We start from the raw sequence: 23851 nt of genomic DNA, 5'->3' as shown, positions 1-23851 counted from the left end.
TTATGGAGCGAACGATCCAGAAAAAGATACCGGTCGGCGGGGGCAGTTGGGTCACCGTCGACGTGTACGGCGAGCCGGATGCCCCGGGCCTCGTCCTCGTCCCGGGCGCGATGAGCGATGCGCACACCTGGCGCCATGTCGCCGGCGCCGTCGGCGCCTGGCCCTCGGTGGTGGTGGTGAACCGCAGGGGCCGCGCTCCCTCGGGGCCGTTGACCGACGCGTACACGCTGCGCACGGAGGTCGAGGACCTCGGCGTGGTCCTGGACGAGTTCGACCGCACGAGCGCGCTCTTCGGCTGGAGTTACGGCGGTCTGATCGCCCTGCTCTGCGCCGACGAGCGTCCGATGCGCCATGTGATCGCCTACGAGCCGGTGATGCGGCCGTTCGGCCGCGATGCGCTGCCGGACCTGCGGGCCGCACAGGAGGCAGCGGACTGGGACCGCTGCGTCGAGATCGTCAATCGGCAGATCTCCGGCTTGTCCGCCGCGCATGTCGAGCAGCTCCGGGCCGATCCCCGCGGTTGGGCCGCCCTGCGCCGCCTGAGCGAACCGCTGTACGCCGAGCTCGCCGCCATCAACACGGTTCCGCCCCCGGACGCACTGGCGCGGCGGGCGGAGCGCGTCGACCTGATCATCGGCCGGCACAGTCGCGGAAAGGAGCCCTACGGCACCTCCTTCGAGGACGTGCGGCAGCGCATCGCGCACGCCGGGGTGCACGAGCTTGCCGGCCAGGGCCACCTGGGCCACATCCAGGCGCCGGCCCTGCTCGGCCGGCTCCTCGACGACCTCGCCACGGCCGGCTGAGGGAAGCGGGGTCAGGTGGGGATGCGTACGGTCTCCACCCAGCTCGGCGGCTGGGGTGGGGCCTGGCCGAGCAGGGCCGCGATGACACGGCAGGGCGGGTGCTCGTCGGGCCAGGGGGTGTATCCGTCGGTGAGGACGACGACGATGCCGGGGCGGTCCGGCATCCCGACCGCCGCTTCGATGCCGACCCGCAGGTCCGTGCCGCCACCGCCGCCCAGGGTGATCTGCTCGGTGGCCACCACCCGGGACACGGCGTGCACATCGGCGTCGCACGCGAGCACGGTCACCCGGTTGCCCCGTATCCCCACCTCGCGCAGCACACCCGTCACCTCCGCGAGGGCGGCGGCCAGTTCGGCCTCACCCATGGAGCCGGAGGTGTCGATGACGACGGCCACCCGCGGCAGCGGGCGGCGCAGGCTCGGCAGGACCACGCCGCGCAGCGCAGGGGTACGGCGCGAGGGGCGGCGGTAGGTGTAGTCGACGGCCCCGCCCGCCCATGCGACGGCCTCCCGGACCGCGCCGGACAGCGCCTGCCGCCAGTCCACCGTGGGTTCCAGGATCTCCTCGGCCCAGCGCTGCCAGCCCGCGGGCAGGGTGCCGCGGGTGCGCTGATGGGCGCGCATCGCCTCGGCGGTCTGCCGGCGCAGGGCCTGCGCCTCGACCTCGCCGAGCCGGGCGGGGGCGGCGGAACCGGGCAGTTCCCAGGGGGCGGCGCGGCCGTGCGCGCCCGAACCGCAGTCCGGCGTCCGCACCTGCGGCGGCAGCCGGTCCAGGTAGGCCTCGAACAGCTCGCCCTCGGGCAGGCCGAAGAGGCGGGGTTCCATGCGTCCGTCGGGCAGCCGCAGCCCGTCGGCGAGCAGGTCGTCGTTGATCTCGCAGTCCTGCGCGACATTGACCCGGTGCCGGTCGCGCTGGGCGGCGGCGGGGAGCCGGTCCGCCCGGCCGTGGTGGTCGCGCAGCAGGTGCGCCGCCTCGTGCACCCAGACGCCCGCCAGCTCGGGCACCGGTGTCGCGTCGACGAAGGCGGGCGACACATAGCAGCGCCAGTGCCGGTCCACCCCCATCGTCGGGACCTCGGTGCTCGGTACGACGGTGAGGGCGTACAGCGCCGAGGCCAGATACGGCCGGTCGCTCGCCGCCCGGTACCGCGCGGCGAGAAGCTTGGTCATGTCCAGCGCACGGCGGGCCTCCTTCGCGGCAGCCGGGGCAGTGCGCGCAGCCTCCGCCATGCCCGGGGTACCACCTGCGTCCTCCGCCGCACCCGGGGCACAGCCCCCGTCCCCCGCCACACCCGAGGCGCGACCCCCATCCCCCGCCACACCCCGCGTATCGCCAGCGCCCTCGCGGTCCTCCGGCATCCTTCTGCGCCTCACCGGCCGGTGCCGGGCAGCGCGCCGGACAGCTGGAGGAGGTTCAGGAAGGCGTCGATGCCGGGCGGTACGGGCCAGTCGAGGTGGCGCATGGCCGCGAGGTCGGTGGCGGCGCGGGCGGCCACGTCGGGTACGCCCGCGTCCACGGCCTTCGCCAGCACCGCCCAGCCGGCCTCCCAGCGGGGCCGGGTGAGGTCGCCCTGGATGGCGGCGACCACCGCGATGAGGAAGGCCAGTTGCCGGTCGCCGCGGTCGGGCAGGGCGAAGGCGTCCGGATCGGCGAGGACCCGGTCGGGGTCGGGCAGATCGAGGTGTTCGAGGTAGGACAGCAGCTCGATGCCGGCCCCGTCCCCGACGGCGCCGGTGAGCGCGGCGGCCAGTGCCTCCCGGCCGGCGCCGGCCGCGTACCCGGTGGCGAGCAGCTTGAGCGCCATCTCCCACGTGCGCGGGGACGGCCAGGAGCGGCCACGGCTCTCGGCGTCCCCGGGGATGTGGTGGACCAGGCCGGGCCGGGCCGTGAGAAAGCCGGAGATGGCGCCGCGGGCCCGGGCGACCGCACCGGGCACCCGGGCGGCGTCGACGACGGGCACGGCCGCCTCGGGCCAGGTGCCGGCCAGGCCGCGGGCGACCGTCCGGGGGTCGTGGGTCCACTGGAGGTGGACGAACCGGTTGGCGAGCGGCGGGCTGAGATGCCAGCCGTCCGCGGCGCTGGACGGCGGGTTGGCGGCGGCGACGATCCGTATCGCCTCCGGGAGCACCAGGCTGCCGACCCGGCGTTCGAGCACCACCCGCAGCAGTGCCGCCTGCACGGCCGGCGGGGCGGACGACAGTTCGTCGAAGAAGAGCAGGCCCTGTCCGGCCCGGGCGAGGCGGACCGCCCAGTCCGGTGGGGCCATCGGCACGCCGGTCACGGCCGGGTCGTCGCCCACGACGGGCAGTCCGGCGAAGTCGGACGGCTCGTGCACGCTGGCGATGACCGTCTCCAGCGGCAGGCCGAGTCCGGCCGCGAGCTGTTCCAGGGCGGCCGACTTGCCGATGCCCGGCTCTCCCCACAGCAGCACGGGCTGATTGGCGGTCACGGCGAGGGCGAGCGCCTCCAGCTGGGGGTTGGCGGCGGGCTCGGTCCGTCGTACCCGAAGTCTGCGGTTGAGGTCGTCCGCGGCCGCCAGCGGGCCCGGGGACGCGGCGGCGGTGGCGGTGCGGTCGGTGGTCACAGGGACAGCCCTTCCTCGTCGTCGGGGTCGTCCCCGTCGTACTCCTCCTGGTCCTCCCACCACTCGTCCCACCAGTCGCCGCCAAGGCCGGGGTGTTCCGACTCCACGCGTTCCCGCAGGAAGGCCAGGTCTCGGCGCTTGTAGCGGCGGACGAGATGGGCGAGGGACAGCTCGTCCTGGTCGATCACGTCGAGCCGCGCCCCGGCGGCGACGAGCGCCTCCACCAGCGCCTTCGAGCCGAGGTCGTTGACCGCCGTGAACAGCGGTGTGCGCTCGCGCTGGTCGCGGGCCTCCAGGTCGACTCCGGCCGCCAGCAGCCGTGGCAGCAGCTCCTCGTGGTCGAGGAGGTTCAGGACGTGCAGCAGGGTGCGCCCGTTGGCGTCCCGGACCCGGGGATCGACACCCGCGTCCAGCAGTTCCAGCACGCCGGGGGTGTCACCGTGCTGGGCCCGCTGGAACAGCTCCTGGCGTTGCGCCCGCAGCGCCTTCGGCAGGCGGCCCGCTCCGGAGGTCCAGGTCTGCTCGACCGCGAAGCATCCGGCGACGGCACCGCCGAAGGCGCGCAGGGCTCGTTCGCGCTGCTGTTCCTCGTCGGTGTGCGGCATCCGGAGCAGGCCACCGGGCCGGAACGCCACCTCGTGCCACTCGCCGCGGCAGCGGACCCGCACGGGTGCGGGGGCCGTCGGCCCGGGCGGGCCGGCCTCGCCCGGCGCCACCTTCAGGGCCGGGAACAGCGCCTCGCGGACGAGGGGATGCAGGTGCTCCGGCGCGACGCCGCCGAGACACAGCAGGTCGAGGTCGGGGAGTCTGCGCCACAGGGCCTCGGCGAGGAAAGGCAGGTCCTTGACCTGGTCCCGGTCGACGATGCGCACGCGCAGCCCGCCGGCGTCCGCGGGCTCCAGCAGGGCGTACTCCCGCCAGTTGGCGGCGATCAGGAAGGCGTCGGCGACCCCCGCGGCCGCCTGCCGGTGCACCTCGGGCGCCAGTCGGGTGTGGTTGATCGCGAGCCCGGCGAGGATGCGCTGCGTGTCAGCCTGGAACCGGCGCCGGCTGGGCGGCGGTGTCAGGTCCAGCTCGATGCCGGCGGCGGCGAAGGCGGCCGCCGGCTCACCCCGGTGCTGGAGCAGAGCGGCCCATTCGGTCCGGGCCGCCGGGTCGGTGTCGCCGGGGTCGGCCGCCGGCAGTTCACCGGGGCCGAGCGGGGTGGCGTCGGCGTGGAAGAACGGCGGCCGGTGCGGGCTGCCGCCGCACCGTTCCCTCAGTTCGGCGGCGTGCCGTGCGTCCCACAGGTGCCGTGCATGGCGCCAGTCCTCGGTGCGCCGCCCGAAGACGCCGGCGGTCTGCTCGGTCGCGACCCTGCCGAACCGCAGGGCGATCCGCTGCGGCCCCTCGGTCATCGGCGGCGTGGTGACGTAGAGGTACGGCGTGCTCCGGGCGCCCTCGTCCGGCGCCTTCGGGAGGTAGCGCGCGAGGACGACCGTGACGCCGGTGTCGAGTGTGCTCCGTCCGCCGAGCAGCCGGGGCAGGTGCCAGCGCAGCAGGTCGGGGGCGAGGTGGCAAAGGTCGTCCTCGAGCGCCGCGGCGACCTCGGCGCCGCAGCGGGCGGCGACGGCGCGGAGGTCGACGGCGACGTCGACCCGGGCCGCCGCGCAGGCGGCCCGCCAGTCACCGGCCAGCCGGGCGGCTGTCGCATGTTCGATCATCCAGCGGGGCACCGCGTACCGGCGGACCCGGCTCCGGCTCGCCGCCTCCCCCGCGGGGAGCGAGGGGAACTCGCCCGGGGCGCTCACCGGTAGACACTTCCTATCGCGCGCAGGTCGGGATGCGCCCCGCCGGCCGGCCGCAGCCGCTCGGTGAAGGACCGCTTGACCTTGCGGGGCAGGCCGGGCCCCAGACCGACGTACTCCAGGGGCGAGTTGTCGTCCACCGCCGCCAGCAGGGTCTTCGCGCCCCGGCCGGTCAGGCCGGTGTGGCGCAGCTCCAGCCGGCGCAGCGGGCTGCCCGGCAGGGCGGCGGCCAGGGCGTGGGCACCGTCGTCGCCGGTGGTGTTGGCGGGGGCGCCGAGGCTGCGCTCCGACAGCGGCCGGCCGAGGTCGAGTGCCTCGATGCCGTCCAGCGAGCCGGCGAGGGCGCGGGCGCCGGCGGGGCCGATCCCGTTGCCGCCCAGGCCGAGGCGGACCGGACGGGCGGGGTCGGCCGCGGCGGCGAGGATCGCGGCGCCCTCGTCGCCGAGGTGGTTGGCGGGCAGGTACAACTCGCGCACCCCCGCCTCCCGGATGAGTGCCGCCAGCAGCGGGGCGGCGGCCGCGGTCAGGCCGTTGCCGCCGAGGAAGAGGCGCTCCACCGGGCTCGGCCGGCCGGTGAGGGCGTCGCACAGGGCCCGCAGACCGTCGAGGGTCAGGCCGGTGTTGACCAGGTCGAGGGTGCGCAGGGCGGTGTTGCGGCGGAGCATCGCGGCGAGCGTGCGGGCGCCGTCCTCGCCCAGCGGGTTGCGCTTGAGCCACAGGGCGCGGACGGTGCCGTCCGTCGTCAGCGCGTCGGCGAGCGCGCCGACGCCCGCGCGGCCGATGCGGTTGCAGCCGAGGTAGAGGGTGTGCAGACCGTGGCCGTCGGTCAGCGCGCCGGCGACCGTGCGGGCGCCCTCGTCCCCGATGGCGTTGGTGCCGAGCAGGAGGTGCACGGCGTGCGGGGAGGCGGCGGCGACGGGCATCAGCCGGGCGGCGCCGCCGGGTCCGAGGCCCTGCTTGCACAGGTCGACCCGGCCGTCCGCGCGGACCGTGCCGAGCGGGAAGGCCTCGTCGGTGTCGACCGCCGGCGCGGCCCGCAGTCGGTCGAGCAGCGGCTCCAGGGCGGCGGGGTCGCTGACCGGGATGTCCGGGTGCTCGATCGCGGGGCAGCGTACGGGTGTCGGCTGCGTCATCACCACTCCACCGGTCCATCGCCGGTGCCCGGCTCGCCGAGGGCGGCATCGCCCTCCGCCCGCCCAGGACGAACCGACGCCAATCGACTTTCCTCCACGACAAGGGCGGCAAGGCTGGTCGGATTCGAACCGACGTCCTCCAGCTCGATGCGTGGGCGCGACGACCTCTGCGCTACAGCCTTGCCGCGGTGATCATAGCGACTTTCGGCCGCGCGTTCGACGGCGGATGGCTGAGGGCGCCCCTGACGATCGCTCAGGGGCGCCCCTGAGGGGGAACAGGCCGGTGACGGCCGTCGTGTGTGGGCGCGGGTGCGTCAGGGGGACCCGGGCGGGAAGATGCTGCGGTCCCGTGTGGTGTCCTGCCGGCCGCCGTTGAAGATGACGTGCCGGGCCGGGGAGGCACCGGACAGGGCCCAGATGCCGACTCCGCACGCGATGACGACCATGACCAGCACGATCGCCACGGTGAGGGCGCGGCGCCGCAGGTCCCGGCGGCGCCACTGCCGGCGCGCCCGGTGGTAGGCGTCGGGTGGCTCCCGGACGGTGTCCGCGAGCCCGGCGAGAGCCGACCGCAACCGTTCCTCCGTCCCTCCGTTCACGCCTCGGCTCCCTTCAGGATGCTGCTGAGTTTCGCCATGCCTCTGGATGCGTGGGATTTCACGGCGCCCGGGGAGATGCCCATGGTCCGGGCGATCTCCGCTTCGCTCAGATCCAGCCAGTATCGCAGCACGAGCACCTGGTGCTGCCGGGCCGGCAGGGCGCGCAACGCGCTGACCACGTGCCGGTGTTCGTCGCGGAGTAAGGCGTGCTGTTCGGCCGAGTCCTCGGTGAACTCCACGTTCTGCTGGGCGTGCCGGCGCACCACGCGCAGATGGCGGAAACGCATCCGGGTCAGGTTGAGGATCACCCCGCGCAGATAGCCGACGGCGGCGTCCTTGTCCCGTATCCGTCCCCAGCGGCGCTGGAGTTGGTAGAAGGCCTCGGCCACCACGTCCTCCGCGTCGGGCCCGGCGCCGAGCAGGACGGCCAGGCGGAGCAGACCGGCGTGGTGGGTCTCGAACAGGGCGGCGACGGCGGTGTCCCGGTCGGTGTCCGGGTCAGGGTCCGGGTCGTTCTCCGGGTCGGGGTCCGGCGCGACCGCGGCGGTGTGCTCGGCCACCGCTGTCGTCTCCTCCGCTTCCCCGCGGTGACCGGCACGGGTGAGTGGTGGGGTGGGGGTCATCCGGTACTCCTCCTGTTCACTGCGGCTCGATGGGTCAGTCGATGCGAAAGGCGAAGCGGGAGCCGCGCCGCGCCACGGGGTCGCCGGGGGCGAGCGCGTCGGGGCCGCGGACCACGCCCAGGCGGTCCAGGACCGGGGTGAGGAGCACGGCCACGGCCAGGTTGAGGGCGAGTGCGACCAGGGCGGTGTAGAGCGAGATCCGTCCGGTTCCGGAGCCGAGGGTCACCACGGAGTCGAAGCCGTGCACGACGGTCAGCAGGGTGCCGCTCGCCATGCCGGCCGCCCAGCCGGCCAGCAGGGCCCGGTGGTGGAACCAGCGGGTGTAGGGCGCGCATCCGACGGCGGGCACCGTCTGGATGATCCAGACGCCGCCCAGCAGATGCAGGTTGACCGCGTCCTGCGGTGGCAGCAGCAGCGCGAAGACGAGGGCGCCCAGGACGACGGCGGTGGCGGCGAAGCGGGCGATGCGCACCTCGTGCTTGGGGGTCGCCGTCGGGTTGAAGTACTCGGTGTAGACGTTGCGGGTGACCAGCATGGCCAGCGAGACGGCCATCACGGCGCCGGGCAGCAGGGCGGCGACGGCGAGGCCGCCGAGGAGGAGTCCGGCCAGCCAGGGTTCGGCCAGCCGGCGCAGCAGCTCCGGCGCGGCGAGTTCGGCGTGGCCGGGCGGGGTGGTCACGCCGAAGGCGAGCGCGGCGAAGCCCAGGTAGGCGAAGAGGCCGAGGGCGAACGTCCACAGGGGCAGGGCGAGGACCGCCCGCCGGACGGTGTCCGCTCCGCGGGCGGCCAGGGCGACGGTGAGCACCTGGGGGTACATCAGCTGGGCGAGCACGCTGCCGACGGCGAGCGTGACATAGGCGGCACGGGTTCCCACGGGCGGCACCAGGCTCATCCCCTGGCCGGCCAGGCGCCGTCCGGCCTCCTCGAAGACCCGCCCGGCGCCCGCGCCGCCGTGCACCACCAGCGCCAGCGAGACGACCAGCAGCACCGTCATGAGGACCGCCTTGAACCCGGCGACGCGCACGCACACCCGCAGGCCGCGCGGCAGCAGGGCGGCGGTCACCAGGGCGAACAGGAGCACGATCCCCAGCACCACCCGGGGGTCGGCGAGGTCGACGCCCATCGCCCGCAACGCGGCTGCCAGGCCCACGACTTGGAGCGCCAGATACGGCATGGTGGCCAGCAGCCCGGACAGCACCACCGCGAGGGACAGGGCGTGCGAGCCGTACCGGGCGAGGGCGAAGTCCGCGGTGGTGAGCAGGTCGTACCGGCGCGCCATGGCGTGCAGGCGCGGCAGCACGAAGAGGGCGGCGGGGGTGAGCAGCAGGGTGTAGGTGAGGGCGTAGAGCCCGAACCCGCCGGTGGCGTACGTCAGTCCGGGCACCGCGACGACCGTGTACGCCGTGTAGACCGTGCCGCCGAGGAGTACCGCCGTGGCGACGAGGCCCAGGCCGCGCCGGGCCAGGGCCCAGCCGGCCGGGTCGGGCAGCTCCTCGTGGCCCCGGCTGCGGGAGAGCGCCCGTGCCGCGATCGCGACGCCCGTCACCACCAAGGCGAAGAAGGGGAACGGACTGCCACTCGGAGACGCCATGGCGGTTGACGCTAGGGGTTCCCCTGCACCCGGCGCAAGCTGCTTCGGAAGTAGTTTTCCGCATAACGGACATCGAGCCGCCTCCTCAGGGGAGGACCACCACGTGCGCGGCCAAGGAGAGTCCGGCTCCGGAGCCCACCAGCAGCGCCGTCGCCCACACCGTCGGTCCGATACCGGGCTCGGCGGCCGGGCCGACCACGACCGCGCCCGCCCCGTCCCCGAAGAGGAAGGCCGTGGACCGGTCCGCCGGGTCGATCAGATCGCTCGTCGTCGGGCGCCTGGGGAAGGTCCGCCGCGGAGCGCGCGGGGAGTCCCTGCTCACGCCCCCGCCATGTGGGTGCCGCCGTCGACGTGGACGATCTCGCCGGTGGTCCGCGGGAACCAGTCCGACAGCAGGGCGACCACCCCGCGGGCGGCCGGCTCGGGGTCCTCCAGGTCCCAGCCGAGCGTCGCGCGCGAGGTGCTCGCCTCGGCCAGTTCCGTGAAGCCGGGGATGGACTTGGCGGCCATGGAGCGGATCGGGCCCGCCGAGACGAGGTTGCAGCGGATGCCCCGGCCGCCCAGATAGCGGGCCAGATAGCGGTTGACGGCCTCCAGCGCCGCCTTGCTGACGCCCATCCAGTCGTAGTGCGGCCAGGCCTGCCGGGCGTCGAAGTCCATGCCGACGACCGCTCCTCCGCGGCGCTCCAGCAGCGGCAGCACCGCGACGGTCAGGGCCTTGAGCGAGTACGCCGACACCTCCAGCGAGGTGGCGACCGAACTCCAGCCGGTGTTCAGGAAGTTGCCGCCCAGGGCGTCCTGCGGGGCGAAGGCGATGGAGTGCACCACGCCGTCCAGCGCCGGTTCCTCGCCGAGGTGCTCGGCGACCCGGTCGGCGAGGGTGTCCAGGTGCTCCTGGTTCTGCACGTCCAGGTCGACGACGGGCGCGGGCTCGGGCAGCCGCTTGGCGGTCAGCTCGACGAGGCTGCGCCTCCCGAACGCGGTAAGGACCACCCGCGCGCCCTCCCGCTGGGCGAGCCGTGCCGCGTGGAAGGCGATCGACTTCTCGCTGAGCACCCCCGTGACCAGGATGTTCTTGCCGTGGAGTATTCCGCTCATGTCCTTAACGGTCCTTGCTCGGTACGCCGTCGGCGGCTGCGACGGCCAGGGATACGGGGGTCCGGCGGGACGCGGGCGCGGTGTCCCGCACGAGGCCTGCCAGGAAGCTGCCGATGATGCGCGGGCCGTGCCGGGTGAGCACCGACTCCGCGTGGAACTGCATCGAGGCGAAGCGTTCCGCGCGCAGCGCGTGCACCTCGCCGGTGCGCGGGTCCCGGCTGACCTCCACCCGGGCGCCGTACGGCCCGTCGATGACATCGCGGGCGCTGCGGGCCGCGAAGGTGTTGTAGAAGCCGACGTGTTCACGGCGGCCGAAGAGGTCGATCTCCCGCTGCACGCCCTGGTTGGGCACCGCCCTGCGGATCAGGTCGAGGCCGAGCGCCCGGCCGAGCACCTGGTGGCTGAGGCAGACGGCGAGGAACGGCCGCCCGGTGCCGAGGAGTTCACGGACGGCGCCGTCCAGGTGGGCGATCTTCGGATCGGCCGTGGCGCGTGGATCGCCGGGGCCGGGTCCCATGACGACGAGGTCGTGCTCGTCGAAGACGTACGGCTGGTCGAAGCGCCGTACGGTCACCTCCAGGCCCAGCGACCGCAGATGCTTCTCGATCATCGAGGTGAACGTGTCCTCGGCGTCGACCACCAGCACCCGCCGGCCGTCGAGCAGGGCGCCCTCGGCGGCCGGCTCCACGCGGCCGGCCAGCCAGAACCCGCCGAGCGGGTCGTTGCGCCGGAGCAGCGCCGAGCGGACCTGCGGGTGGTCCCGGAAGCCCGTCGGTGCGGCGTCCCGCAGCGCGGCGACCAGACCGGCCGCCTTGGCCCGGGTCTCGGCCACCTCGGAGGCCGGATCGGAGTGGCGTACGAGGGTGGCGCCGACGCCGATCGCGAGCCGCCCGGTGCGGTCGATGTCGGCGGTGCGGATGAGGATCGCGGAGTCCAGGGTGCGGGCGCCCCGCGCGTCCCGGCCGATCAGCGCGGCGACGCCGCTGTAGTAGCCGCGGCCGCCGGGCTCGTACCGGGCGATCACCCGGCAGGCGCTCTCCAGCGGGCTGCCGGTGACGGTGGGGGCGAACAGCGTCTCGCGCAGGATCTCCTGGGGGGCGCGGGTCGTACGCCCCTCGATGAAGTACTCGGTGTGCGCGAGCCGGGACATCTCCTTGAGGTAGGGGCCGACGACGCGCACCTGGTCCGGGCAGACCCGGCTCATCATCTTGAGTTCCTCGTCGACGACCATGTACAGCTCGTCGGCCTCCTTGCGGTCGGCGAGGAAGTCCAGGACGCCGGAGAGGGTGGGTCCGCCCGCCGGATAGCGGTAGGTGCCGCTGATCGGGTTCATCACGGCGGTGCCGTCGCGCAGGCTCACATGCCGCTCCGGCGACGCGCCGACGAAGGTGCGCCCACCGGTGTGGATCAGGAAGGTCCAGTACGCGGCCGACTCGCGCTCGAGCAGCCGCCGGAACAGGGTCAGTGCGTCGGCCACGCCGTAGTCGGCGATCTCGGCGACGAACGACCGCTTGATGACGAAGTTGGCGCCCTGGCCGGTGCCGATCTCGTCCGCGACGACCCGGCTGACGATGTCGGCGTACGCCTCGTCGGACACGTCGAAGTCCCCGCCGGACAGCCGGATCCCCCGGTCGGGGACGCGGGTGAGGACGTCGGCGAGCGGTACGGCCGCCTGCTCGCGCACCTCCAGCGCGATGAGCGGCGCCCCGTCGTCGGCGCAGGCGTAGCCCCGCTCGGCGACCTGCCGGAAGGGCACGACGGTGAGCAGTTCGTGGTGGGCTCCGGGCTGCCGGGGCGTGGTGGGCAGCGGCAGTGCGGCGAGCGTGCCGGGGGTGGACACCTCGCCGAGGAGCACGTCCACGACACCGGGGTCGGCCGAGCCGGGACGGTGCAGCAGCGCGAAGGGTCCGGGCTCGGGCGCCAGGACGCGGCCGAGCGGATCGGCCGGGGGCACGCCGGTCATCCGAGGACCTCCTTGGTGGTGGTGACGACGGCGCAGGTGCGGGCCGCGTACTCCAGGGCCATCCGGTGGTCGGCGGCGCTGAAGTCCGCGACGGCGTCGGCCACGAGGAAGGTCTCGATGTCGTGGGTGTAGGCCTCCACGGCGCTCATCAGGACCCCCACGTGGGCGTACACACCGCAGACGATCAGCTGGTCGCGTCCGGCCGCGCGCATCCGCTGCAACAGGTCGGACTTGAAGAAGGCGCTGTAGCGCCACTTGGTGAACACCCAGTCGCCGTCGGCCGGGGCCAGCGGTTCGGTGATCTCCCGGTCGGCCGGGCTGACCTGCATGCCCGGTCCCCAGAAGTCGTTGAGCAGTCCGCGCTCCTCGGGGGTCATCCCCCCGGGCTGCGCGGTGTAGGCGACGGGCATGCCGGCGCGGGCGCAGTGGTCGCGCAACGCGGCGGTGTTGCGGACCAGTTCGGCGCGGAGCGGGTCGGGCAGCGGGCGCAGGAAGTACCGCTGCATGTCGTGCACGAGGAGCACGGCGCGGGCGGGGTCGACCGTCCAGCGCGGGATGCGGGCGGGCAGCTCGCCGCTGGTCGGCATCGGGTAGGGCGCGATGGGCGGGATGCCTGGCATGGCGGTCCTCTCGGAGGGCGGGCGGGGAGCGGGGCGCTAGGCGCCGAGGCTGGCTCCGCCGTCGACCGTCAGGTCGTGCAGCGTGATGTGCGCGGCGGCGTCGGACAGCAGGAACAGCACGGCGTCGGCGATGTTCTCGGGCCGGGCGATGCGGCCCAGCGGGATGCCGAGTCGGTAGGTCTCCGGGCGGCCGCGCAGGGTGGCCTCGCGGTCCGACTCGTCCCGCCACATCGAGGTGAGCATCGGCGTGTCGGTGGAGCCCGGGCCCACCACGTTGCAGCGGATGCCGTACGGCGCCAGCTCGACGCCGAGCGACTTGGTGAAGTGGGCGGCGGCGGCCTTGGAGGCGGCGTAGGCGGCCATCTCGGCGCGCGGGGTGCGGGCCGCGTTGGAGGCCACGGTCACGATCGCGCCCGAGCGGCGGGGCACCATCCGCTCGGCCACCGCACGGGACATGAGGAAGACGCCGGTGGCGTTCACCGCGAAGGTGCGGGCCCACTCCTCGTCGCCGTATCCGACGACGGGTCCCAGGTGCAGCACCCCGGCGGCGTTGACGAGGAAGTCCACGGCGCCCAGCGTCCGTTCGACGGAGTCGACCAGGTCGCGGACGGCGCCGGAATCGGTGACGTCCGCGGGGTACGGCGTGACCGTGGCCGGCCCCCCGGTCGCCTCGTCGGCGCACTTGTGAAGCCGGTCGGCCTCGCGGTCGACGGCGGCGACACGGACGCCGGCCCGGGCCAGGGCGGCGACGACCGCGCCGCCGATCCCGCCCGCGGCTCCGGTGACGATGGCTGTCTTGTCCTGCATGCTCTTCCTTTCGCTGCCGGGATGTCTCAGGGCCGCCAGGCGGCCACGACTTCCAGCGCCTGGGCGGGATTGAGCCGGGGGTCGCACAGGCTGGTGTACGGGCCGCGGGCCGGCGCGCCGGGGGCGGTGTACGGGCCGCCGGGCAGGCATTCCAGGACGTCGTCCGGGGTGGTCTCCAGGTGCAGCCCGCCGGCCACACCGCCCGCCTCGCGCACGGCCGTCTGGAACGCCTCGATCTCCCGCCGGATGGTGTCCGTGTGCCGCCGCTTGCGCCCGTCGGGGCCGGTGACGGTGTTGCCGTGCATGGGGTCGGTGAGCCAGATCGCCGGGTGCCCCTCGGCCCGGACGGCGGCGACCAGGCGGGGCAGCACGGCCGCGGCCCGGTCGGCGCCGGTGCGGGCGATGAGGGTGAGCCGGCCCGGCTGCCGCAGCGGGTCGAGCCTCTCGCACAGGGCGACCAGCTCGTCGGGGGTCATGCCCGGACCGACCTTGCAGGCCACCGGGTTGACCACTTCGGCGAGCAGGGCGACATGGGCGCCGTCGAGCCCGCGGGTGCGTTCGCCGATCCACGGGAAGTGCGTGGAGGCGAGCAGCAGGGCGCCGTCCTCGGTGCGGCGCAGCAGGGGCAGTTCGTAGTCGAGCAGCAGCGCCTCGTGGCTGGTCCACACCACGGCCTCGGTGCCGGCCGGCCGCGGGCCCGCCGTCCAGCCGAGGTGCCCCATGATGTCGGCGGCGGCCATGTACCCGGTGAGCAGGCGCAGCGGGTCCGGGCGGCGGCTCTCCGGGTCGGGTTCCGGTCCGTTGACCAAGTGACCCCGGTACACGGGCAGTTCCCGTCCGGCGACGATCTCGGTGGGCTGCGAGCGGGGCTTGGCGAACTGTCCCGCCAGCCGCCCCACCCGGACCACGGGCCGGCCGGTGGTGAGTTTCAGCGCCCCGGCCAGCAGATCGAGGACGGCGCTCTTGCGGGCGACGTGCCGGTCCGTGCAGTCGTCGGGGTCCTCGGCGCAGTCGCCGGCCTGGACGACCTCGGCCTTGCCCGCGGCGACGTCGGCGAGCAGCCCGCGCAGGACGGCGACGTCCTCGGCGCGGACCAGGGCGGGGCGCTGGGCGAGGGCCCGGCGCACCCGGGCCAGTTGGGCCAGGTCCTCCCAGGGCGGCTGCTGCCGGGCCTCCTGGTGACGGAGGTCGAGCAGGGCGTTGTCCACTGATGTCTCTCCCATGCGAGGTGCGGGCGTACGACGGTCGGGGGGCCGGTCACACGACCAGTCCGCCGTCGACGCCGAGGACCTGGCCGGTGATGTACGCGGCGCGGTCGGAGGCGAGGAAGGCGACGAGGTGGGCGACGTCGTCGGGCCGGCCGAACCGGGCGAGCGGGATCCGCTCCCGGAGCCGCTCGCGCACGGTGTCCGTCAGCGCCGCGGTCATGTCGGTGTCGATGAAGCCCGGCGCCACGACGTTGGCGCGGACGCCGTAGGGGCCGCACTCCTTGGCCAGGGCCCGGGTGAAGCCGATGATCCCGGCCTTCGACGCCGAGTAGTTGGTCTGGTGGGCGTTGCCGTGGACCCCGGCGACCGAGGACAGGGTGATGACGCAGCCGGCCTTGCGGCGCATCATGCGGGTGATCACGGCGCGGCAGACCGCGTAGGTGCCGTCCAGGTTGGTGGACAGCACGTCGTGCCACTCGTCGTCGGACATGAGGGCGAGGGGCCGGTCCCGGGTGATGCCGGCGGCGCTGACGAGCGTGCGCACCGGGCCGAGTTCGCGTTCGGTCTCGGTCACGAACCGCCGGACCTGCTCGGCGTCGGCGATGTCGACGGTGCGGTGCAGCACGCGGGCGCCGGCCTCGGCCGCGGCGTCCGCCGCCTCCTTCGCGGCGGACTCGTTGGAGCGGTGGCAGAAGGCCACGTCGTGTCCCTCCCGGGCGAGCCGTGCCACGACGGCGCGCCCGATCCCGCGGGAGCCGCCGGTGACCAGGGCCACGGGCCGGCCGGTGTCCTCCGGGGCGGCCGGGGACGTGGGGGCGGTCGGCGCGCTCATGCGGCGGCGAGTTTCTGCCGGACCAGCTCGTGCACGCCGGCCAGGGTGTTGATGGTCTTCAGCTCGTCGTCGGTGACGTCGATGCCGTAGCGGTCCTCCAGCCGGGTGGCGATCTCCAGCGTGATGAGGGAGTCCATGCCCAGGTCCTCGGTGAAGTGGGCGTCGTCGGTGACCTCCTCGGGCGACAGCTCGAAGGTGACGGCCATCAGGGCGCGCAGCTCTTCCAGGTCGACGGAGACGGAGGTGGTGTCGGGCACGGTCGGGTTCCTTTCTCGGGAGGCTGTGGGGTCACAGGGCGGTGCGGGCCGCCGCCCGGGGCGGCAGGAGGGCCGCCACGGCGGACGCGTCGGTGCCGTGGGCCGTGGCCAGCACCAGGCCGTCGCCGCCCTCGTCGTAGTAGGCGACCGCGGCGGCGCACTGGAGCACGCCGAGGGCTCCGCCGCACTCCCCCAGCCGGTCGGCCAGGCAGGCGAGCCGGACCCGTTCGGGCAGGTGCGGCCGGTCGTCCTCGGGGGCGCCGGTCAGCCACAGGCCGATCGGCTCGGCCCGCGGGTCGGCCGCGGCGCGCAGGACCTCCGCGTGGTCGTGCCCGCGGTCGTATCCCCGCCACCGGGCGCGGACCCGGGCGCCCCGCCCGGCCGCGTGCGCGGCGGACTCCAGGACGACCGTGGCGGCGCCGTCCACGGGGTCGGCGCCCAGCAGCTTGGCCACGACCTCGTTGGCCGGTTCGACGCCGGTCACGACGACGGTGTCGGCGCGGCCCGCGGCGATCAGGTTGCGGCCCCAGTGCAGGGCGTCGAGTCCGCTCGTCGCTCCGTTGCACAGGGTGACCGCGGGCCCGCGCAGCCCGTAGCCGGCCGCGATCCAGCCCGCGATGGCGCTGGTGGACGTCTGCGGCAGTCCGGTCGCGCTGATGGCCCGCGAGGTCTGCCGGGCGGCGGTGTCGACGTAGCCGCAGACGCTGTCGTAGTTCCCGGTGTTGGAGCTGACGACGGTGGCGGTACGGGCGCCGTCGAGGTCCGGGCCGTCCGGGCCGTACAGCCCGGCGTCGCGCAGCGCCGGTTCGACGGCGCGCAGCGCGAGGCGGGTGGCGCGGTCCTTGTGCCGCAGTTCTCGGCCCTTCAGGCCGGTCTCCGGGTCGAACGGCGTGCCGCCGCGGTCGCGGTGCAGGAGGTCCGCGGGTCCCGCGAGGCCGGGTACGGCGAGCCCGGCTCCGGTGACCACCACCGCCGAACGGTGTGCCGTGGGTTCGCTGTTCACGCCTGTTCCCACCCCCGCTGTCGGTTCGCTGTTCACGCCTTCTCCACCACCGCGACGGCGTTGATCCCGCCGAACCCGAACGCGTTGACCTGGGCGAGTGCGATCGGGGCGGGCGCCGCGGCGCCCTGCACCAGGCGCAGTCCCGCCGCCTCCTCGATGGGGTCGGTCAGTCCGATGACCGGCGGTACGGCGCCGTGCCGCATGCTCAGTACGGCCGTCACCAGGCTCAGCAGCCCGGAGCCGCCCAGCGTGTGCCCCACGCCCGACTTGACGGCCGTCATGAGCGGGCCCGGGGCGTCGGTGAAGAGCCGGGACATGACCGCCGCCTCGGTCTCGTCGTTGCGGGCGGTGCCCGTGCCGTGCAGCATCACCAGGTCGATGTCGCCGGGGCGCACCCCGGCCCGCTGGTGGGCGTCACGGATCCCGGCCTCCACCCCCGCCGGGTCCGGGGCCGTGGGGTGGCCCGCGTCGCAGTTGAGGCCGACGGCGCGCAGCCGGGCCGCGACGCCCGTCCGCCGCGCTCCGGCCCGGGTGAGGACCACGGCCACGGCGCCCTCGCCCATGACCATGCCCTTGTGGCCGCGGTCGAAGGGGCGTGCGGCGTCCGGTACCAGGGTCTGTGCCCGGTCCATGGCGGCGAAGGTGGACTCCGCGATGGAGTCGGCGCCGGCCACGACGACGGTGTCGGCCTGGCCGAGGGAGATCAGGTCGGCGGCCATGCCGAGGGCGTACAGGGAGGCGGCGCAGGCGTTGGCGAAGGTGTAGCTGGTCCGTGCGTGGAAGCGGCGGCGCAGCGCGCTGCCGAAGTGCAGCTCGTCGGTGGCCACTCGGGCGCCCTCGCGCCACCACAGCTCCACGCTGCGCTGCTCGCGCAGGGTGGTGCCGACGAGCACGGGGACCTCGCTGAGGTCGTCGTCCAGTCCGGCGTCGGCGAGGGCCTGCTCGACCGCGGTGAGGAGCCAGCCGGTGGCGCGCAGCGGGCGGTCGCCGCCGGGGCCGCGGTCGTCGATCTCGTAGGCGTGCCGGGCCTGGTAGAAGGCCGGGTCGAAGACGCGGACCGGGGCGCGGCCGTCGCGGCCCGCGCACAGCGCGTCGTAGGTGGCGCGGGCGTCGGCGCCGACGCTGCTGACCGCGCCCAGGCCGATGATGTCCCAGGTCATGCCTCGGCCACCCGGGTGCGCAGGGTGTGGGCCGCGGTCTTGCCGCTGACGGTCGTCGGCAGTTCGGGGAACAGCTCCACCCGGGAGGGCCGCTTGTGCGCGGGCAGTCCGCGCCGCGCGGCACTGATCACGGCGCGGCGCACCCGGGCCGGGTCGGCGCCGTCCGCCGGCTGGACGCAGGCCACCGCCTGCTCCAGGCCGTCGGCGTCGCGGCCGGCGACGACCGCGCAGGCCGCGACGCCCTCGACGGTGCGCAGGACGCCCTCGATCTCGGCCGGAACCACCTTGTAGCCGCCGATGTTGAGGATGTCGTCGGCCCGGCACAGGTAGGCGAAGGAGCCGTCCGGGGCGCGTCGTACCAGGTCGCCGGTGTAGGCGCCGCCGTCGGCGAAAGCCGCCCGGTCGGCCTCGGCCCGGTTGACGTAGCCGAGGGCGACGGTGGGGCCGGCGATGTGCAGCCGGCCCTCCTGCCCGTCGGGCAGTTCGGTGCCGTCGGCGTCGCGGACGGTGGCCCGGACCCCGGGGACGGGGAAGCCGAGCGCGCCCTCGGGGGTGCGGTCGGCCGGTGCGACCAGGGCGACATGCATCAGTTCGGTGGCGCCGAAGCAGTTCACGAGCGGGGCGCCGAAGGCCGCCCGGATGCGCTCGGCGAGCGCCGGCGGGCAGTTCTCGCCGGCCGTGGTGCACAGCCGTACGGCGTCGTAGGCGGCGCTGTCCTGGCCGGGCAGCTGGGTCAGGGCGGCGTAGAGCCGGGGTACCGAGCAGAAGACGGTGGGCCGGTGGGTGGCGAGGGCCTCGGCCGCGGTGTACGGGTCGACCACGCCGCGGATCAGGGCCGCGCTCGCGCCGGCCGCGAGGACGCAGAGCACCGCGTTGCCGAAGCCGTAGCCGAAGGACAGGCGGGCGGTGGTCAGCAGCGTGTCGTCGGGGCGCAGCCCCAGGACGCCGCCGAAGCCGTCGATCATGGCCAGCAGGCCGGCCGCCGAGTGCCGTACGCCCTTGGGGGTGCCGGTGCTGCCGGAGGTGTACTGCACGAGGGCCTCGGCGTCGGCGGGCCCGGTGTGCGGCGGCGGGGTGTCGGCGGCGGGCGCGTGACCTTCCGTCATCCTGCGGCGGGTGTCCTCGCCGTCGAGGCGCGGGAGGTGCGCGAGCGTTTGGTGCAGGGCGGCGCGCTTGGCGTCGGAGCCGTCGACGTGCACCACGCGGGCCCCGCAGTCCTCGACCGCGAAGGCGATGTCGGCGTCGTCGAGGAGCGGGCTCACCACGACCGGCACGGAGCCGAGCCACCAGTGGCCGAGGACCGCCGCCACGGTGGCGACGGAGTCCTCGGCGATCACCACGCCGCGCTCCCCGGGCCGGACGCCCGCCGCACGCAGCTCGGCGGCGTAGTCACGGGCCGCCGCGTGCAGCCCGGCGTACGACACCCGGCCCACGTCGGGGTCGGTGTAGGCCGTCCGGTCGCCCTCTTTGGCGTCGATCCGGTGCCGCACCAGACGCCCGACCAGGTCGGCCTGCCCGGCCGCGGCGTCCGCCGGGGCGAGGACGGCGAGCGCGTCGGCCACCGAGCCGATCGCCGCCGCCTGCCGCGGTGTCAGGGCGGTGCCGAAGTTCTCCTGAATGCGGGTGATGGCCTCGACCTTTTCGAGGGACGTCATGCCGAGTTCATCCACCCAGGGGTCGGACTCGCCCACGTCGGACGGTTCCAGTTCCAGAACGGTCGCCACGATCTCGCGCAGCTTTTCGCTTGCGAGCTTTCTCTGCGTGGTCACTGGTGGATTCCCTTCTGCCGATGGCCGAAAAGCTAGCCCGGCAGTCGGTGCCCGCACACCGCGCGAACGAGTAGGCACCCCACCGACTCACCTACTCGTTCGAGTAGTTACGGCCGCCACGGGTCGGCGTCTACCGTCGTCACCGACGTGGCGCGCCCCCTCGCCGCGCATCTGTCTGCACCCGACCAAGGCCAGGTGAACATGCCGCTCACGACGCGATCCATGCTCGATCAGGACGCCCGCCGGCGCATTTACGAAGACACGTCCGTGGGCGGCGGGAATGCGTGGAGAAAGGCGCTCGAACTCAGTCCGCATCCGGATCTGACCTGCCTGGTGGCCGATCGTCCGGTCATGAATGTCGACGGTGTGCCGCAGTCGGAATTCAATCTGCGGCAGCTCGACGAACTGGCCGAGTCCTGGGCGTCGTTCTACTGGGACCGCGGGGTGCGGCGCAGCGACCGGGTCGCGGTCTACATCGAGGACTCCTTCGACGACCAGGTCCATCTGGCGGCGCTGGCCCGGATCGGCGCGATACCGCTGCTCGTCAACGGGCGCATGGAACCGGACCTCGCCCTCGGTCTGATGGCGCGCACCGACCCGGTCGGGCTGTTCACCGACGCGGCCCACCTGGCCCTGCTGGACGGCCGCCAGGAGAAGCTGGCGACGCTGCGCTGGACCGTCACCGCCGACGACGCGCGGATCCTCGGCCGGCGCAGCCTGCCCGACCGGGCGCTGTACCGGCACGGCGACGACGACCCGGTGTTCCTGTGCCACTCCTCCGGCACCACCGGCATCCCGAAGCCGGTCATCTGGGCGCACCGGCAGAGCCTGTACGGTCCGGGCTGGCGGCTGTCCGTGCCGGAGGACCCGACGGTGATGCTGTCGGCGGCGCCGCAGTCGCACTCGTCGGCGATCGCGTACACCTTCTACTCGCTGCTGTGCGGCCTGCCGCTGATCTCCTTCTCCGACCAGTCCGGGCCCGGAGTGGCGCGGGGCGCCCGGGAGCACCGTCCGACCCGCATCCTGGCGTTCAACCAGACGTACTCGGAGCTGGCCTCCATGGAGCTGGACCCGGAGGACTTCACCTCGGTCCGGGAGTGGCAGAACACCGGTGACTCGGCGCACGACGCGCACATCCGCAAGCTTATCCGGTACGGCCACCATGTGGTGGACGGCGAGCGCCGGCCGGGTTCGGTGTTCAGCGACGGCCTCGGCTCCTCGGAGCTGGGCTGGGCGACGCTGCGCCGCTACATCACCCAGGACACCCCGGCGCGCCCCCGCTTCCTGGGCAACCCGGTGCCGGCCGGCGAGGTGGCGGTGCTGCGCGAGGACGGCACCCCGGCCGCCGACGGCGAGGTCGGCCTGTTCGGGCTGCGCAGCAAGTCCGTCATCCCGGGGTACTGGAACGACGCCGACACGTACTACCGCAGCAAGCTGGCCGGTTACTGGCTGTCGGGCGATCTCGCCTACCGGGAGGGCGAGGACTTCTTCCATGTGGACCGCGCGGTGGACACGATCCACACCCCCGAGGGCCCCGGTTACTCGGTGCTGATGGAGGAGATCCTGCTGCTCGCCCTGCCGGAGGCGGCGGACTGCGCGGTGGCTGCGGGCAGGCGCGCGGGCGTCCCGGCGCCGGTGGCCGTGGTCCGGGCGCCCGCCGACGCGGACCCGGCCGAGCTGCTGGCACGGGCCAACGCGGCGCTGCGCGAGGCCGGCCAGCCGCCGCTGGCGCTGCTGGAGACGACCCTCGACAAGGCCGCCATCCCGACCGGCCCCACCGGCAAGGTGCTCAAGCGCAGGCTGCGGGAGAAGTACGCGGACCTCGACGCCTACACGGCCTCGGCCACCGGCCGGTTCGCCACCGAGACGAAGGACGCGGCGGCCCTATGACCCAGTCCTCCGCCGCCGGGCCGGAGGAGAGCGCCGACCTGTCGGCGTGGATCACCCGGCCCGGCGGCCCCGAGACCCTCGCCGCGCGCATGGGCATCGAGCTGGTCGAGGCGTCGCCCGAACGGCTCGTCGGCACCATGCCGGTGAACGGCAACAAGCAGTTGTACGGCATGTTGCACGGGGGCGCGTCCGTGGTGCTCGCCGAGACCCTCGGGTCCATCGGCGCGGCCATGCACGCGGGCGGCGGCCATATCGCCCTCGGGGTCGATGTCAACGCCACGCACCACCGGCCGGTGCGCAGCGGTGTGGTGACCGCGGTGGCGACTGCACTGTCCCTCGGTCCGACCCTTGCCTCGTACGATGTTGTGATCACCGATGAGGCGGGCCGGCGTACGTGCACCGCACGGATCACCGTTGCCCCCAACACCGCTCAGCGCATGCAACGAGGAAAAAGATGACCGAAGCGGCTTCTTCCACCCCTGCGCACACCCGCTCGGCCGACGGGACGTCCCCGCGCAGACCGTCCATCGCGGCCGTGCTCACCGTTCTGCTGGCGGGCACCTTCGTCACCCAGTTCGACTTCTTCGTCGTGAACGTGGCGGCGCCGTCGTTAGAAAGCGACCTCGGGGCCGGTGCCACGGCCCTCGAACTCATCGTGGGCGGCTATGCGTTCGCCCTCGCCAGCGGCATGGTCACCGGCGGCCGGCTCGGTGACCTGTACGGCCACCGGCGGCTGTTCACGATCGGCATGGCCGGGTTCGGCCTCGCCTCACTGCTGTGCGGCATCGCCGTGAGCCCGGGGCAGCTCATCGCGGCCCGGCTGCTCCAGGGACTGACCGCGGCGCTGATGGCGCCGCAGGTGCTGGCGACCATCACGGCGACGTTCGCTCCGGCGGAGCGGCCCCGGGCGATCGCCGCCTACGGGGTGACGGCGGGCATCGGCTCGATCGCCGGACAGCTCCTCGGCGGGCTGCTGCTCAACGCCGACATCGCGGGACTGGGCTGGCGTGTGATCTTCCTGGTGAACGTGCCGGTGTGCACACTGGTCGCGCTGTGCGCCCCGCGGGTGCTGCCCCCGGCCCACTCCGGACGGGGCGCCGGCATCGACCCGGTGGGCGCGGCCGGTCTCAGCGCCTCCCTCGCCCTGCTTCTGGTGCCGCTGGCGCTCGGTCACTCCTCGGGCTGGCCGGTGTGGACCTGGCTGTCCATGGCGGGCGGTGTGCTGCTCGGCGCGCTGACCCTGTGGTGGGAGCGGACGCTGGGGGCGCGCGGCGGCTCCCCCGTACTCGACCTGACGCTGTTCCACGGCTCGTCGTTCCGGGCCGGCATCATCGCGAGCGCGGCCTTCTACATCTACTTCGGCAGCTTCATCTTCACGCTGACGCTGCTGCTCCAGGGCGGCCTCTCGCTCAGCCCGGTCGAAGCCGGTCTGACGTTCACGCCGATGGGTGTGAGCTACATGGTGTCGTCGCTGGTGGGCAAGCGCCTGACGGCCCGTTTCGGCATGAACGCCCTGATCGGGGGTTCGGCGGTGACCGCCCTGGGGCTGCTGGCGCTGCTGCTGCGGGTGCGGGCGGCCGGTGCGGACACCGAGGTCGCCTGGATCTGCGGCTGCCTGTGCCTGGTCGGCCTCGGCAACGGTGTCGTGCTGCCCTCGCTGATCGGCGCGGCCCTGCTGCGCGTGCCGCCGCAGAAGGCGGGCATGGCGTCGGGTGCGCTCACCACGGCGCAGCAGTTCTCGAGTTCGGCCGGCGTCGCGGCCGTCGGTGCGGTGTTCTTCGCCGCCGCGGGGAACGGGCGGCCGGGTACCGCCTACCCGCACGCGATGGTGGCGGCCACCTCCGTGTGTCTGGCGATGGTGCTGGTCGTGATGGGCATGATGGGGGTCTTCCGGCGGATCGCCGCTCAGGAGAAGACCGCCGAGGCGTGAGACGGGCTCCTCCGTCCGTCCGCCTGTTGGTTCGTTCGTCCGTTCGTCTACGACCCTGCGGGCCACCGTGTTCTCCCCGTGCCGCCGGCACCGGGTGACCACGGTGGCCCGGTGACGATCGCGTATCCGCCGTGTATCACGGGCGTATCACCGCGGCATCCGCGGCGCCCGGTACGGCCGTTCCGGCTTGTCCG

21 protein-coding genes and 2 pseudogenes are annotated in these 23851 nt (G+C 74.3%); 4 read left to right on the top strand and 19 right to left on the bottom strand.

Annotated elements, in window-relative coordinates; all coding sequences use genetic code 11:
• Positions 1 to 2: 2 nt before the first annotated feature.
• Entirely contained in the window at positions 3 to 803 is an 801-nt protein-coding gene (locus tag ACFVIU_RS12160) for an alpha/beta fold hydrolase (protein ID WP_385842253.1), read from the top strand.
• Between the two features lie 11 nt (positions 804 to 814).
• On the opposite strand, the gene ACFVIU_RS12155 is transcribed toward ACFVIU_RS12160, so the two are convergent.
• The 19 genes and pseudogenes from ACFVIU_RS12155 to ACFVIU_RS12065 all read right to left on the bottom strand — a co-directional run bounded on the left by ACFVIU_RS12155 (position 815) and on the right by ACFVIU_RS12065 (position 19837).
• On the bottom strand, positions 815 to 2032 hold the full coding sequence (locus tag ACFVIU_RS12155; protein WP_385842251.1) for a VWA-like domain-containing protein: 1218 nt from the start codon (positions 2030 to 2032) through the stop codon (positions 815 to 817).
• 140 nt (positions 2033 to 2172) lie between these two features.
• Positions 2173 to 3387 carry an AAA family ATPase gene (locus ACFVIU_RS12150; protein WP_385842250.1) on the bottom strand — a complete coding sequence of 405 codons (1215 nt, stop codon included), beginning with the start codon at positions 3385 to 3387 and terminating at the stop codon, positions 2173 to 2175.
• Positions 3384 to 5177 (bottom strand): ankyrin repeat domain-containing protein, encoded by a 1794-nt coding sequence (locus ACFVIU_RS12145; protein ID WP_385842249.1) that lies wholly within the window; start codon positions 5175 to 5177, stop codon positions 3384 to 3386. Before ACFVIU_RS12145 ends, ACFVIU_RS12150 begins: the two co-directional genes overlap by 4 nt.
• A complete protein-coding gene (locus ACFVIU_RS12140; protein ID WP_385842248.1) occupies positions 5174 to 6307 on the bottom strand; it encodes a gala protein in 1134 nt (377 codons plus the stop codon). Before ACFVIU_RS12140 ends, ACFVIU_RS12145 begins: the two co-directional genes overlap by 4 nt.
• Before the next feature lie 109 nt (positions 6308 to 6416).
• Positions 6417 to 6489: pseudogene (locus ACFVIU_RS12135) on the bottom strand.
• Between the two features lie 132 nt (positions 6490 to 6621).
• Positions 6622 to 6906, bottom strand: a complete 285-nt coding sequence (locus ACFVIU_RS12130) for a hypothetical protein (protein ID WP_385842247.1) — start codon at positions 6904 to 6906, stop codon at positions 6622 to 6624.
• On the bottom strand, positions 6903 to 7529 hold the full coding sequence (locus ACFVIU_RS12125) for a SigE family RNA polymerase sigma factor (protein ID WP_385842246.1): 627 nt from the start codon (positions 7527 to 7529) through the stop codon (positions 6903 to 6905). The genes ACFVIU_RS12130 and ACFVIU_RS12125 overlap by 4 nt, the downstream gene beginning before the upstream one ends.
• A 34-nt stretch (positions 7530 to 7563) precedes the next feature.
• Positions 7564 to 9120, bottom strand: a complete 1557-nt coding sequence (locus ACFVIU_RS12120) for a sodium:solute symporter (protein WP_385842244.1) — start codon at positions 9118 to 9120, stop codon at positions 7564 to 7566.
• A 148-nt stretch (positions 9121 to 9268) separates the two neighbouring features.
• A pseudogene (locus ACFVIU_RS12115) lies at positions 9269 to 9385 on the bottom strand (3-oxoacyl-ACP synthase); the annotation flags it as partial.
• A 53-nt stretch (positions 9386 to 9438) separates the two neighbouring features.
• Positions 9439 to 10218: an enoyl-ACP reductase FabI gene (fabI, locus tag ACFVIU_RS12110; RefSeq protein WP_385842243.1), complete on the bottom strand. Its 780-nt coding sequence runs from the start codon at positions 10216 to 10218 to the stop codon at positions 9439 to 9441.
• Positions 10219 to 10222: 4 nt separating this feature from the next.
• Positions 10223 to 12181, bottom strand: a complete 1959-nt coding sequence (locus tag ACFVIU_RS12105) for an anthranilate synthase family protein (protein WP_385842242.1) — start codon at positions 12179 to 12181, stop codon at positions 10223 to 10225.
• The gene (locus ACFVIU_RS12100; RefSeq protein ID WP_385842241.1) at positions 12178 to 12801 is read right to left on the bottom strand and encodes an isochorismatase family protein; all 624 of its coding nucleotides are present in this window, start codon (positions 12799 to 12801) and stop codon (positions 12178 to 12180) included. The genes ACFVIU_RS12105 and ACFVIU_RS12100 overlap by 4 nt, the downstream gene beginning before the upstream one ends.
• A gap of 36 nt (positions 12802 to 12837) precedes the next feature.
• Positions 12838 to 13608, bottom strand: a complete 771-nt coding sequence (locus ACFVIU_RS12095) for a 2,3-dihydro-2,3-dihydroxybenzoate dehydrogenase (RefSeq protein ID WP_385842240.1) — start codon at positions 13606 to 13608, stop codon at positions 12838 to 12840.
• Between the two features lie 26 nt (positions 13609 to 13634).
• Entirely contained in the window at positions 13635 to 14816 is a 1182-nt protein-coding gene (locus ACFVIU_RS12090) for a 3-deoxy-7-phosphoheptulonate synthase (RefSeq protein ID WP_385842472.1), read from the bottom strand.
• Between the two features lie 49 nt (positions 14817 to 14865).
• A complete protein-coding gene (fabG, locus tag ACFVIU_RS12085; protein WP_385842238.1) occupies positions 14866 to 15648 on the bottom strand; it encodes a 3-oxoacyl-[acyl-carrier-protein] reductase in 783 nt (260 codons plus the stop codon).
• On the bottom strand, positions 15645 to 15905 hold the full coding sequence (locus tag ACFVIU_RS12080; protein WP_385842237.1) for an acyl carrier protein: 261 nt from the start codon (positions 15903 to 15905) through the stop codon (positions 15645 to 15647). Before ACFVIU_RS12080 ends, fabG begins: the two co-directional genes overlap by 4 nt.
• Before the next feature lie 31 nt (positions 15906 to 15936).
• A complete protein-coding gene (locus ACFVIU_RS12075; protein WP_385842236.1) occupies positions 15937 to 16908 on the bottom strand; it encodes a beta-ketoacyl synthase N-terminal-like domain-containing protein in 972 nt (323 codons plus the stop codon).
• 32 nt (positions 16909 to 16940) lie between these two features.
• Complete coding sequence (locus ACFVIU_RS12070) at positions 16941 to 18068, bottom strand: beta-ketoacyl synthase N-terminal-like domain-containing protein (protein WP_385842235.1); 1128 nt, start codon at positions 18066 to 18068, stop codon at positions 16941 to 16943.
• Positions 18065 to 19837, bottom strand: a complete 1773-nt coding sequence (locus ACFVIU_RS12065) for an AMP-binding protein (protein ID WP_385842234.1) — start codon at positions 19835 to 19837, stop codon at positions 18065 to 18067. The genes ACFVIU_RS12070 and ACFVIU_RS12065 overlap by 4 nt, the downstream gene beginning before the upstream one ends.
• 333 nt (positions 19838 to 20170) lie before the next feature.
• On the opposite strand from ACFVIU_RS12065, the gene ACFVIU_RS12060 reads away from it, so the two are divergent.
• The 3 genes from ACFVIU_RS12060 to ACFVIU_RS12050 are packed head-to-tail and all read left to right on the top strand — an operon-like array spanning position 20171 to position 23657.
• Complete coding sequence (locus tag ACFVIU_RS12060; RefSeq protein ID WP_385842232.1) at positions 20171 to 21727, top strand: class I adenylate-forming enzyme family protein; 1557 nt, start codon at positions 20171 to 20173, stop codon at positions 21725 to 21727.
• Positions 21724 to 22185, top strand: coding sequence for a PaaI family thioesterase (locus ACFVIU_RS12055; protein WP_385842231.1), 462 nt, complete (start codon positions 21724 to 21726; stop codon positions 22183 to 22185). The genes ACFVIU_RS12060 and ACFVIU_RS12055 overlap by 4 nt, the downstream gene beginning before the upstream one ends.
• Positions 22182 to 23657, top strand: coding sequence for an MFS transporter (locus ACFVIU_RS12050; protein WP_385842230.1), 1476 nt, complete (start codon positions 22182 to 22184; stop codon positions 23655 to 23657). The genes ACFVIU_RS12055 and ACFVIU_RS12050 overlap by 4 nt, the downstream gene beginning before the upstream one ends.
• The last annotated feature ends 194 nt before the right edge of the window (positions 23658 to 23851 follow it).

The sequence above is a fragment of the Streptomyces sp. NPDC127190 genome (assembly GCF_042672505.1).
In the GTDB taxonomy this organism is placed as follows: Bacteria; Actinomycetota; Actinomycetes; order Streptomycetales; family Streptomycetaceae; genus Streptomyces.
Note: the sequence above shows the minus strand (reverse complement) of the source record. Positions and strands in the feature narration are given on the sequence as shown.